Source organism: Planctomycetia bacterium, assembly GCA_021413845.1.
Lineage (GTDB): Bacteria > Planctomycetota > Planctomycetia > Pirellulales > PNKZ01 > PNKZ01.
In genome coordinates this window covers 40,259-53,132 of record JAIOPP010000166.1, presented here as the reverse complement: position 1 = coordinate 53,132, position 12,874 = coordinate 40,259, and the positions used below count along the sequence as shown (strand labels likewise).

Here is a 12,874-nt window from a genome sequence, read left to right as displayed (position 1 = left end):
TTGGCCGGCCGCGTTCCCGCGCTACGCCAAGAGCGGCGACGAAACGCTCGCCGGACTCGGCGCGAAGAGCGTCAAGGCCTTGGAAAACACGGCGGCTCAGAGCGCCGCCGGCGACGCCTGGTGGGACGCCGCGCAAGCCGCGAAGGCGCCGCAGAAGCCGGAGCTCCTCGCCGCGGCGAACTATTGGTACGGCCGCGCCGCACCGCTGCTCAGCGGATTGCAGAAGACCCGCATCGAAAAACGGCTCGCCGAAACGGCCTTGTCGCTGCCGACCCGCAAGATCGCCCCTTCGACGCTCCCCGGCCTGAAAATCGACCTCTCGGCCGTGCCGGCAGTCGGTACCGTACCGGCAAGCACCGATCGTGTGATGCCCAACCGCACCTTCGGCGAACCCGCGACGACCAGCGGCTCTCCTAAGCCGCGCAGCAACGTGCCCGCGCCGGCAGTCGGCGACGAGCGCCAACTCGTGCAATACATTCAATCGCTGGGCGGCAGCGCGAGTTTGCAGATTGCTAACACGTCCAATTTCGTGCAACTATCGGCTGGATCTCCGCTGCCCACCGAAAAGTTCACGATCTTCGGTGTGCATCTTTCCAATCGAAAGAACGTCGGCGATGACGAATTGCTTCCCTTGCGGGGCTTGAAAGAGTTGCGGGTGCTGTTGCTCAACGGCACCTCGATCAGCAATCAAGGCTTGGTCCCCTTGCAAGGGATGAGCATCCATCAATTGAATCTGACGGGCATGCCTCATCTCACGGACGAAATCATCGTCTCCTTGCGGGGGCTCCCGGAGCTTCGATTGTTGTCGCTCAACGATGCCCGCATCACCGACGCAGGCTTAGCTCAACTTAAGGATTGCACGAATCTCCATACTTTGGATCTTGCCGGAACGCAGGTCACCGGCGCCGGTCTTTCGCAATTCACCGAGCTCACGAAACTCGACTCCGTTCAGTTCTCGAACACACCGCTCGACGACGCCGGATTGGATAACTTGCTTCGCTTTCGCGCGCTCCGTAATCTGACGATCGCGCGAACCCAGATCACGGATCGCGGCTTGAGAAAGCTTCAGGACCTAGAGAAACTGGTCACGATCGATCTGACGCTGACGAACACGTCGGACGCGCCGCTGCGCCTCCTGGAGAAATTGCCGAACCTGACCAGCGTTCGAGTCGGCGTCCAAGCGACCTCGAACGGCATGCAATCGCTGCAGAACGCTTTGCCGAAATGCAGAGTCGAGCAGCGCACCAATTAGCGGCGATCCCGCTTGGGCAAGTCGGTGTTCGAACGACGGTCGCGCCTACCGCCAATCGCCCGATAGCGTGAACGCCGCCCAATAACGCGGGCTCGCGCGGAGGTTCGTTTCCTCGGGAGCATCGCTTCCCCGCAGCGCTTCGGGATGATTGAGAATGTAGAGCTGCGCTTCGCGAAGAGCGTCGAGGCGCGGCATCTCTTTGTCCCAGAGGTTGCGGTAGAAGCGTTCCATCAAGAGTCGGGTCACGAGATCGTCGACCTTCCAAAAGCTCGCGACGGTCGTGCGCGCGCCGGCGATCTGAAACGCGCGCTGCACGCCGAGCAACCCTTCGCCGCCGGCCGTTTCGCCGAGACCGGTATCGCAAGCGCTCAGCACGACGGTATCGACGCCGCTCAAGTCGAGCACGCCGATTTCTTGCGCCGTGAGAATTCCATCGTCGCCGTCCGAAGTCGGTTCTCGATTCGCCCCTGCGAGTGCGAGGCCCGAGAGAATGCCCGGATTGTTCCCTACGAGCGGCGTCTCGCGACTGCCGAGCATCGCGCGGTCGCGCCCGGTGCGCGTGTCGGCTGCTTGCGCGATCGAGGCATGTTCGGCGCCGGCGAAAAAGCCGTGGGTCGCAAGGTGCAGATGCCGATAGCGAGGCGCAAGCGCGCGGAAGCGGCCTTCCCCGGCTTCTTGTCGCACGAGCGTGCGAGGATCGTCGACCTTCGTTTCGAACAAGCCGGCGTAAAGCGTTTGGATCGCCGCGATCTCGCCGGCGGTGTTGGCGAGCGGATCGAACAATCGTCCGTCGGCCGGGGCCCGATTCTCGCCGGGGCGACGGGGCTGCTTCTTCTTCGCGGGAGCCGCACCAGGCCCGGAAGCCGCATCGTAGTCGACATCGCCGAGCAGCAAGAGCTCTTGCGACAGCTTCCGCTTTCCCGCGGCGTTGACCAACGTCGGCAACAGTTGCGGCACCGGCAGCATTGCGAGGCGATGTTCTTCCAAGAGATACTTGCCGGGCTCACGGCCCGGCAGAGCGCCGAGCGGCAACCGGCCCAGCGCGCCGTCGGTCGAAACGAGAATCGTCTTCGCGCCGGCGATCGATTTCAGCAACGGTTCCCAGATCACGGTGCGCAATCGATTGCCGGCCTGCATCCCTGCTGGATCCATGCCGAACGCTTTGCGCCAAGCATCGATCGCCGAGGCGATCGGCTCGGCGGGGCCAAGCGCGTGCATCGTCACTTGACCGTCGGGATGTTCCGCATGGCGTACCGTGAAGGCTACCCATTGCCGTTCGTAAGTCGGCGGCTTGTCTTTTTCGCGCGGCGGTGTGCTACGCGTGAATTCCAAGAAATCGACGAGCACGGTATCCGGCGGCAACGCCGCCAAGAGATCGTCGAGCGTCACCTCGTTCGTCGCTAAGCGAAACGCGGCGCTCTTGGCGCTGAGTTCCGCTTCCAGCCGCTCCTTCTCGGCCGAGAGTTCGACGATCCTCTCGCGCCACCCGACCTGCCGCTCGGCCGTTTCCGGATAGGCCCGACTCAACGACGAGAGTTGCCCGGTCGTGGCTTGCAGCTTCGCGAAATGCTCGGCGATCGTGGGATCATCGGCCGCGAGCCGCATTCCGCGCTGCCGCACCAACGTCGCTCCTTTCCAAGTGAGTACGTTGCCGAAGATGTTTCGCGCGAACCGGCCCGAGTTCACCCCGAGCGAAACGTAGTTGTCGAGCTGATAGCGCAGGCTCTGACCCATCGCCAGTTGTTGCCGCTCCGATTGGATCGCGGCGGTCGTTTCCAAAGAACGGCGCGAGATGGCGAGTGCCTCTCGATAGAGAGGGTCGGCCTTCGCCGGCTCGCCGATGGTCGCATAGAGAAACGCGAGCAAGTTCACATTCAACGCATATTCCGGGTGCCGCTCGCTGAGCGCGACCTTGCGAATCTCGCGGGCTTCGAGATAGAGCGCTTCGCAGCGAGCGTAGTCGCCGCGGCTGTAATACAGCGCCCCGAGAGCGGCTATGCTGCGCGCGTAGTTCGGATCGAGTCCGCCGAGCGTGTGCTTCCGGATGTCGCGAGACTCGATGAACATCGGCTCCGCTTTAGCGTATTCTCCGCGACAATAGGAAAGCATTCCGAGAAAATACTGGCTCTGCGCATAATCGGGCGAGAGGTTGCTCGTCGTGCGGCGAAAGACGTCGCGCGCCTCGACGCCGAGCGACTCCGCGCGCCCGATGTCGCCGACGCTGAAATACATCGCCGCCAGCGCGATCACGCTGCGCGCGTATTCCTGATGATTTTCACCCAGCGTGCGTTTCTTGATCTCGCACGCGCGCAGATACAACGGCTCGGCTCGAGCGTAGTCTCCCATGGTTTCGTAGAGACCAGCCAGATTGTGCAGCGTTTGTGCATATGCGGGATGATTCTCACCGACGAGCTGCCGATAGATTTCACGCGCTTCGAGGTACAGCGGTTCGGCAAGCGGTAAGTTGCCTAAGAGAAAGTGCAGCAAAGCCAAATTGTTCAGGCTCGTCGCATACAACGAGTGCTTCTCGCCGAGAATCCGCTTGCGAATCTCGCGCACCTGCTCCGCTTTCGCCAGCGTGACGGTCAGGTTTTCCAGTTCGTATTGCAAACCGATGCGGGTCGCGTAATGGAGCTCCTGTCGTTCGCGCGCCGTGAGAGAGCGAAGCTTGTGCAGATATTCCAAGCCGAGTCGAGCATCGGTCGTTTGCCAATGCTCGGCCCCTCGATGTTGCTTGAGCCATCGTAAAATTTCCTCGCGCAGATCCTCGGCCTCCGGCCATTCTTCGGCGAGCTCATGAATTTCGGCCAACCACACAACCACGATCAATGTGTTTTCGTTGGTCACCGGAATCGCCGCGCGAAACGCGGCCAAGGTTCGCTTCCCGACGACGGCGGCCTCGGCATATTTGCCGGCTCCGCGGAGCTGATTTGCTTCGTAAAAAAGCTGGCCGACCGCGACTGCCTGCTCGTTGACCCCGGGATTCGCGGGGGCCGGTGCCGGCGTTTGCGTCGACTGTGCCGATGCGATCTGCGCCGATGCGATCGGGGCGCAGACCAGCCAGCAGGCCGCTAGTCGACCGACTTGATTCAAGATGAACCGAAGCATTTGCGCTGGTCGACTCATGGCATCGGCTCCGATCGATGAGGCCTGCGGATTCGGTACGGAAGTCGCGGGCAATTCCAATATGAGATACCTTGCGGCGCGGGTCAATCCGATGCTCGAAACGGGCAATCGGCCGGCGGCGGCACTCCGTTTGCTAAGCTGTACGCACCACTTGGAAACTCCGCGTTTTTACATGATCGCAAAACTTTTATGGCTCTCCGCTTTCACGTCTCCTGCCGGATCGACTACGACGTCGCGTTCCCTTCGACGTTGATCTTCAATATCCACCCCCAGCGGAATTCGGCGCAAACGATCATCGAAGAGAAGCTGACGATCGAGCCGCGCGTCAAGGCGGAAGAGATCTCGATCGACGGCGGCGAGAATCGGTTCCTTCGCCTGCGCACCGGCAACAAAAAGAAAATCTCCCTCACGTACGAAGGGACGGTCGACTGCAACTATCGTTTTCACGACGCCGAGGAAATCGATACTACTTCGGTCGCGGAAATGGATCAGTCGGCGATCACGTTCTTGTTTCCAAGCCGCTATTGCCAGTCCGATCGTTTGAGCCGGCTCGCTTGGGACCTGTTCGGCAAAATCACGAATCCCTACGACCAAGTCGTGGCGATCGCCGATTGGATTCACGCGAATGTCGAATACGTTCGGGGGAGCACCAATTCGGAAACTTCGGCCTACGACACCGTCACGCAGCGGACGGGCGTCTGTCGCGACTTCGCCCACTTAGGCATCGCCTTCTGTCGTGCGCTCACGATTCCCGCCCGCTACTTCTCCGGCTACGCCTACCAATTGCAACCACCGGATTTTCACGCCTGCTTCGAGGCATACATCGGCGGCCGCTGGCTGATCTTCGACGCGACGCGCTTGGCCCATGTCAACGGACTCGTCCGCATCGGCACGGCGCGCGATGCCGCCGACGCGGCCGTGGTGAGCATTTTCGGGCGTGTCTCGTCGACCAATATTCAAGTCGATTGCCGGCTTGCGGAAGGCCAAAAATACGCTCCTTTGTCGAAGAAGCAACTGAAGCACCGAGGCGTATCGCTCGATGCACGGTAAAATACCTTCGTCATGAGCACCCTGCGGATCGAACATCATACGGTTTATCGCTATGCCCGACCGATCGAGTTCGGGCAGCATCGGCTCGTGCTCCGTCCGCGCGAAGGACACGATCTGCATGTCGCGCGGATGACGCTCGATATTTTTCCCAAGCACCGCTTGAACTGGTCGCGCGATGTGTTCGGCAACTCGGTCGTGATCGTTGATTTTCTCGAAGAGGCCGATCGCTTGGAGTTTCGCAGCGAGGTTCTCGTCGAGCGCTCGCTTCCGCTCTCGGCCGAAGAGCCTCATAAGAGTCCTCAGGTGGCGTTTCCCGTCGAATACGACACGCTCGAAACGGTCGTCGTCGGGGCGTATCAAACCGCGTCTTATTCCGAAGACCGCACCGCTCTGCAATCGTGGCTCGACCAAGCTCTTCCCGCACGCGATGCCGATGCCGAGTCGCTCGCCGCGGCCCTCAATCTGTTAGTCCATCGGCAAATCAAGTACTTTCGTCGCAACGAACGAGGCGTGCAATCGCCGGCGGAAACGCTCGCGCTCGGGAGCGGAAGCTGCCGCGACATGGCAACCTTGTTGATGGACGCGGCGCGAGTTCTCGGCTTCGCAACCCGATTCGCGAGCGGCTATCTCGACTGCGCCGCTTCGCTCGCAGGCCGCGCGTCGACGCATGCTTGGATCGAAGTCTATCTGCCGCTACTCGGCTGGCGCGGCTTCGACCCGACGCTCGGTGAGCCGACCTCGCTCAAGCATGTCGTAACCGGGGTGAGCAATCATCCCCGCGGAGTCATGCCGATCTCCGGATCGTTCAACGGCACCTCGGCCGACTATCTCGGCATGAACGTCGCCGTGACGACCGAGCGCGTTACTGCGAGCCCTTGAACGTTACTTTCCTTTTGCCGCCGGCGCTTCTATCCGAATCGTTGCGATCGGCAGCGCGCCTTCCTTCGTCCGGCATTCGAGCTTCCCGTCGAAAGGGGCGAGCAACACCGTCGTGGCGTCGAACTCCGCCGGGCTGGTCGGCACCATGAAGCGGTTCGGGTTGAAGGTCTGCGTACGCCCGAAAGGAACCTTCACGTCGATGTAGCGCGGCTGGCTCGAGATGCGGAGATCATCGATCGCGAACGCCGCTCCGGGCGGCGCTTTGATCACAAACTTCTTTAGCCACGGCTGCTTCGTCGTAAAGCTTTGCGGGCGATCGCCGTAGCCGGCCCAATAGATGCTGCGATAGTTGCCGTGATCGACACCGTTCACATAGACCGCCACGATGACTTGCTCCGGATCATCGGCGAGCGGAAACCAATCGATCGCCACATGGGCCCATTCGTCGAGCGGCACATGCTTCGGCATCGTCACATAGATCGAGCCGGCGTACAGGATCGTCGTCACCGGCACTTGCTGCAGGCGCTCATCGACCAAGCGACGAACCCAAAAGTCGATCGAGCCCTGCCGCTGATCGGAGAGGCGCCGCTGCGAGCCATCGGCCGTGGTGATTTCGTCGGGAATCTCGAACTCGTTCTTTCCGGCGACGTAGAGCCCTTTGCCGAAACGCCCCGTCGTGAACGCTTCATCGACTTCGAGCGCCGGCTTGCGGCGCGCTTCCAGCAACTTCGCGGGCATCGGCGGCAGCTCGATTTTGCGATCTGTCGGTCGTTGCGGCGTCACCCAGCATTCGGCGTCGGGCAGATCGGCGATGCGAAACCAATGCGCCTGCCCGTCGGTTGCTTCGATCGTAATCAAATCCGCCTTCGGGAGCTGCCCGAACGATACGATCAGGCGATTCTTTTCGATTCGCGTCAACAACGGCGGCCCCTCGCGCGACACTCTTAATAGGCCGGGGCGAGCCGTCTCGATCGTAAGTTCCTCAACGTTGCTCGTCCTTTGCCAATACCAGCGCTCGCGCGGCGCGATCTCCACCGGCTCGCCCGCCCAACACCAGACCTTGTTAAGACCATCGGCGAGTTCCAAGATGCCGGTCTCCAACTTCGGCGACAGATACAACCAACGCTCGTTCATAGACTCTTCGGAAGTGAATTCCGTGCGAAAGACTTGAAATCCGGCGAGGCTTCGATCGAAGGGTTGCCGATGCGAGCGGAGAATGCCGACGCTTGTCTTCGCGCGCGCGATTCCGTGGACGTCGTAAACCTCGACCGCGGGATCCCAGCCCCACAACGTGCCGCGGAACGTGGAATTCACCCGCGCGGCGATGAGCGTTCGCTGCGGTTCGAGCGCCGAAGTAGGCGGGCTCGAACTGCCGTAGGGCTGCGCTTCTTCGATGATTCCGATCAACCGCGGCACGGCCGCCAGCGCCGCGATCGGTGCATACGGATTATAAATTCGCTGCCCCAAGTCTTCCGGCTTCGCGAGCGGCTCGGCGTTCGGCAGCAGTTTGTCGAGCTCGTGCTTCGCGGCAATGATGGCCCGCGGATCGCGCGTAAAGTGCCAGGCCCAAGCGATCTGGTTGTTCGAGTAAATGCCGACATCGCCGCCGTAAGGATCGGCATCGAGGCACGCAGTGAAATACTTTTTCAGCACGTCGGGCATGCGCGGATCGCCCGAAGCGCGGGCATACTTCCAAAGTGCCGGAGCCCAAAAGTGCGCCAGTAGCGGGCTATCGGCGTTCGCCGGCAAGCGGTGGTCTTGGCATTGCCACACGCCGTTGGGGTTCTCCGGTTGGATGAAGGCCGCGGCATACTCGTCGAGCACTTGGCGAATCGTCGGGTCCCAGGTGTGTTCGTACATCGTCGAGAGATTGAAGAACAAGGTCTGCTGATGCCGCGAGCCGGATTGAAACGGCGCGTAGTCGCGAAGCATCTCGGCCCAGCTCTTCGTCGGCGCTCCGGCAGCAGTCGGCACCCACCACATCTGATCTTTATGCCAAGGCTTGGCGGCGGCGGAATCGCTACGAATGCCGGCGAGCGCGCCCCAATACGCTTTCCAAAAGTCGACGACGTCGTTGTAACGCTCGTCGCCGGTCAAGTAGTAAGCGAGCGTCGTCGTTTCGAGCGTCCGATGATACGTTGCCCAATACTGCGAAGCGCTCCGCAGCCAGGCTTCGCCGGTGTCGTGGTGACGAACGTAATGCAGAGGGCTATCGATGCTCCAATCGCCGGCCGGATAGTGGAGTTGGGCCTCACCGGCTTTTCCGCCGCGCCATTCGGTCGAATACATCGTCGGCGTATGCGCGACCGCGATATCGACCCAATGGTTTTCCGACGGCAAGCACCAATCGTAGAACTTGCGCTCGCCCGAGCGGAAATACGTCCACCAGAGTTGCGTTTCGCGCTGATAAGTGTGGTACTCGAAGCGTCGCGGGTCGGCGTAATGTTTTTTGGTTTCCGGATCCCATTGGTAGCTATAGTGCGGCCCGGCGCCGAACAGAAACCAGCCATAGTCGCCGAAATCGTCTTGCGCCGTCCGTTCGAGATCGAAGATCCGATCGACGATCGCTTCATATCGGTTATCAGAAAGCGGCTTGCTCGGTCGCGCGGCCAACGGCCCGAACACGCCGGTGTCGACGTTCCACTTGCCGGTTGCGAGGCAGAGAGGTTGCTGGTCCGCCAGCGCGCCATATTCGCGACCCGCGGCTTGATCGGCTGCCAAGCCGAAGTGGTACCAAATCTCGTGATGCTTGTTGATGCCGAGGCCGTCCGCGCCATCGCGCTTCAAGGCATGCCGGCCGGCGTAGTAGAAGAAGTCGGAGATCGGCGAACTGCCGCCGTTGGCTTTCCAATCGAGCAGATACTTCGCGCCGGCCGGCCCGAAGAATTTCTTCAGGCCTGTTTCGCCGAAGTCGAGCGGCTCGGCGCGCGGACTTTGCAGATGGAGCGTGAGTTGATTCTTTTCGTATTGCCACTCTTTAGGAAACTGCTGCGACAAGTTGCGCAGCGAACCGGTGATCGCCGCCCGCCCATCGACGACTTGCATCCAAGGCCCGACTCGTTGCGAATCGTGCGTGGTTCGCTCTCCCTTCTCGCTCGACTCGACGACCGACGCCTTGCAAAGCGGGTTGCCGTAATGCCGATACGTTTCTTGAACCGCAGAGACTTCGTACGTCGGTGGTTTACCGAACACCCCCTCGGCAGTCGCGACGGTTCGCTTGTCGCCGGCGAGATCGAGCGCGAGCGGCAACGCAATTTCGTGGAATTGTACATCGCGGGTCGAGCCGACGATGCGGAACTCGTCGATCGCCTTCATCAGCGACAGGCCGGCGAAAAGATGATAGCGCGTCCGATAAGCGACGATCCGCCGGCCGCCGGACCCGGTGTACCAGCCATCGACACGGACGCAGGCCCGAACCGGCCCGGTCGCTTCGACGACGACCTGACGATCGGCTCCGTCGCGTGTTCCGGTCGAAGCGTGGTTATTTTGATCGACGAACTTGTGATCGCCGGCGGTCGGGCCCGATGCGATCCGCTCGCTCGGCCCGATCTTGCCGTCGCCGTCGAGATCGAAACGTACCGACCCGAGCACAGCCGGACCTTGGCGCGAGAACTCGACTTCCAGCGCTCCGGTTGCAACGACGACATCGTCGCGATCGACGATGCCGATCACGGGCGGGAATTCTTTTCGTCGCACATCAGGACCGAACTCCAGCGCATACTTTCGTCCGGGCCGTGCGATGAAATCGATCGTGAGCCAGCGAATGCTCGAACGGGCGGCGTCCCACGTCGCGGCGGCTTTCGCTTGCAGCGGCTGCTCGGCACCGGTGTCGTCGACGAGGCGACACCGTCGTTCATCGGTAAGGGCTCGAAGCGGAAACGGCACGCCGGTCGTGACGGGCCATGCCACGGTTCGTGCGTGCGTCGCCTCATCGACGACGAGCTCGATGCGCGTAGCCGCCGCTGCGGCGCCGGCACAGGTCGATAGCAACAAAACGGAAAGCGACGACGTAAAGAATCGGCGGCCAATGGCCGTGAGGAGCAACATGCGAGGCCTCCGAGGTGGGCGGGAATCGGGGCGGCGGGGGGCTTGCAGTATAGCCGCGGCAAAGGCCGACGACAGCAGGCGGCAGCTACGCGACGAGCCGTGCCGTGCTAAGATGGCGGGATGCAGCGAAATCATCTCTTTAGCCGTGTCGTCCTCTCAGCCGTCGTGGCATGCTTCGCCGGCCTCGACTTGTATCCGGCACGCGTGACGGGAGCGGAGCCTTCGCAAGAGTTCCAAGAGCAGCTCGGCCTGTTCTTTAAGAAACATTGCCTCGATTGCCACGACGCGGAATCGAAGCAAGGTCGCTTAAGTTTAGAGAAGCCCGACTTCGCCATGCATGGTCGCGCGCAGACCGATCTTTGGACCCGGATCTACGATCGCGTGGCGCGCGGCGAGATGCCGCCGGCCGATAGTCCTAAGCCTGCGCGTGCCGAGGTCGAATCGTTTCTCGGCGTGCTTCGTCCTACTCTGGCCGCGGCGGATCGGGCTCAGCGCGAAGTCGTCGAGCGGCGCTTGAATCGGATCGAATATCAAAACACGATCCACGATCTGCTGGCCGTCGATATCGAACTTCAGAATCTTCTGCCCGAAGATCAACAAGCGGGCGGCTTCGACAACAACGGCGAAGCGCTCGCCGTGTCGACCGAGCAGATGCAAGGCTACTTGGAAGCCGCGAGGGGGACCATCGATGCGGCGATCACGCTCGGCGAGCGACCGAAAACGGAGACGTTCCAAGTCGATGCGATCGACGAAGTGAAACAGTATTTCGGCCAAGGCACATACGACTTCGTCGACGAGCGAATCGTGATCCATACGAGCTCCGACAATTCGGAATACTCGAAGGTCTCGACGCGCAGCAAACGAGTGCCGACGCGCGGCAAGTACCGCTTTCGCTTTCAAGCGGCGACTTTCGCCTCGCCGAGCCCGTTGTGCTTTACGGTGACGGCGTCGACGTTCGATGCGCACGGCGTGACGCAGCGGAACCTCGGCTACTTCGAAGTCGGCGCGGAGCCGAAGACGTTCGAGATCGAAACGACGATGGATGCCAAGGGAGCAATCCAATTCTTCCCGCTCGGGCTTCCGACCTGGTTGAATAAGAAACCGGGCGTCGTATACGCGGGGGTCGGATTCGGCGAGGTTGAAGTGACGGGGCCGATCATCGAAGCTTGGCCGCCGGAATGTCATACGCGATTGCTCGGTACGACGGATTTGAAGACCGGCACGCTCGACGACGCGAAGCGGATCTTACGAAGCTTCGTGCCGCGCGCATTTCGACGCGCCGCGAGCGACGAAGAAGTCGCACGCTACACCGATTTAGTCGCCACGCGATTGGCATCGGGCCGGACGTTTCACGAGAGCTTGCGGGCCGCATTAATCGGCGTGTTGTGCTCGCCTCATTTTCTTTATCTCAACGAAGACAAACCCGCCGGCGATAGCGACCGCGTCTCCGATACGGAACTCGCCGCGCGCTTGGCGTATTTTCTCTGGAGCGCGCCGCCCGATCGAGAACTCCTCGATCTCGCTGCCGAGAAGCGGTTGCACACGCCCGAGGTGTTGAAAGCGCAAGTGGAGCGAATGCTCAAGAGCCCGAAGAGCGAAGCATTCGTGAAGAATTTCACCGGCCAATGGCTCCACTTGCGGCAACTAGGCGAGACCACGCCCGACGTGAAGCTCTATCCGAAATTCGATGAGCTGCTGCAAGAGAGCATGGCGTGGGAGAGCGAGGGCTTCTTTCGGGAAATGCTGCGCGAAGACATCTCGATCGATGACGTTCTCGATTCCGATTGGGCCATGCTCAACGAGCGTTTGGCGCGGCACTACGAGATCGACGGTGTCGCAGGATTGGCGCTACGCAAGGTCTCGTTGCCGACGGGAAGCGTGCGCGGCGGCGTGCTCACGCAAGCCGCGGTGCTCAAAGTGACGGCCAACGGCACGACGACATCGCCCGTCACGCGCGGCGTCTGGGTGCTGGAAAACATCCTCGGCCGGCCGACTCCGCCGCCGCCGCCGAACACCGCGGGCATAGAGCCCGACATTCGGGGCGCGGTCACGGTGCGCGAGCAATTGGCGAAGCATCGCAACGTCGAAAGTTGCAACGTCTGCCATAAGTCGATCGATCCCCCGGGCTTCGCTTTGGAGAGCTTCGACCCGACGGGAGCGTTTCGGGAAAACTATCTCCGTTGGCATGTGACGAACGTCGAACACAATTGGGGGCGGGTAGAAAAAGCCGCGAAGGTCGACACCGCCGGCGAGACGGAAAGCGGCGAGCGCTTCGCCGACATTCGTGACTTCAAGAAGCTGTTGCTCACGAAGCGCGACGACTTTGCGCACTGTCTCACGGAAAAGATTCTGTCGTACGCGCTGGGTCGCGAGATGGGCTTCGGCGATCGGGAATCGATCTCCGAAATCACGACACGGACGCGCGCCGACGGCAACGGCCTACGGACGTTGATCCACGCGATCGTCAGCAGCAAAACCTTCGCTACGCGTTAACCACGAACTCGAAACCATCGCGCATCC

Annotated in this window: 6 protein-coding genes; 4 read left to right on the top strand and 2 right to left on the bottom strand. The window is 61.4% G+C overall.

Annotated elements, in window-relative coordinates:
• Nucleotides 1-1,252 (top strand): hypothetical protein (locus K8U03_27085; GenBank protein ID MCE9608567.1); only part of this gene is annotated, 1,252 nt, incomplete at its 5' end.
• A gap of 45 nt (nucleotides 1,253-1,297) precedes the next feature.
• On the opposite strand, the gene K8U03_27080 is transcribed toward K8U03_27085, so the two are convergent.
• Entirely contained in the window at nucleotides 1,298-4,378 is a 3,081-nt protein-coding gene (locus K8U03_27080) for a CHAT domain-containing protein (protein ID MCE9608566.1), read from the bottom strand.
• Between the two features lie 189 nt (nucleotides 4,379-4,567).
• Between K8U03_27080 and K8U03_27075 the strand changes: the two genes are divergently transcribed.
• On the top strand, nucleotides 4,568-5,428 hold the full coding sequence (locus K8U03_27075) for a transglutaminase family protein (protein MCE9608565.1): 861 nt from the start codon (nucleotides 4,568-4,570) through the stop codon (nucleotides 5,426-5,428).
• 12 nt (nucleotides 5,429-5,440) lie between these two features.
• Entirely contained in the window at nucleotides 5,441-6,307 is an 867-nt protein-coding gene (locus K8U03_27070; protein ID MCE9608564.1) for a transglutaminase family protein, read from the top strand.
• Between the two features lie 3 nt (nucleotides 6,308-6,310).
• Here the strand turns inward: K8U03_27070 and K8U03_27065 are convergent, their stop codons facing one another.
• On the bottom strand, nucleotides 6,311-10,354 hold the full coding sequence (locus K8U03_27065) for a hypothetical protein (GenBank protein ID MCE9608563.1): 4,044 nt from the start codon (nucleotides 10,352-10,354) through the stop codon (nucleotides 6,311-6,313).
• 120 nt (nucleotides 10,355-10,474) lie between these two features.
• On the opposite strand from K8U03_27065, the gene K8U03_27060 reads away from it, so the two are divergent.
• Nucleotides 10,475-12,847, top strand: coding sequence for a DUF1592 domain-containing protein (locus K8U03_27060; GenBank protein MCE9608562.1), 2,373 nt, complete (start codon nucleotides 10,475-10,477; stop codon nucleotides 12,845-12,847).
• Nucleotides 12,848-12,874 lie beyond the last annotated feature (27 nt).

Excerpts from the sequence above, each read along its gene's own strand:
- K8U03_27080 (MCE9608566.1), bottom strand. The coding sequence starts at position 4,378 with ATGAGTCGACCAGCGCAAATGCTTCGGTTCATCTTGAATCAAGTCGGT.
- K8U03_27065 (MCE9608563.1), bottom strand. The coding sequence starts at position 10,354 with ATGTTGCTCCTCACGGCCATTGGCCGCCGATTCTTTACGTCGTCGCTT.
- K8U03_27070 (MCE9608564.1), top strand. The coding sequence starts at position 5,441 with ATGAGCACCCTGCGGATCGAACATCATACGGTTTATCGCTATGCCCGA.
- K8U03_27075 (MCE9608565.1), top strand. The coding sequence starts at position 4,568 with ATGGCTCTCCGCTTTCACGTCTCCTGCCGGATCGACTACGACGTCGCG.
- K8U03_27060 (MCE9608562.1), top strand. The coding sequence starts at position 10,475 with ATGCAGCGAAATCATCTCTTTAGCCGTGTCGTCCTCTCAGCCGTCGTG.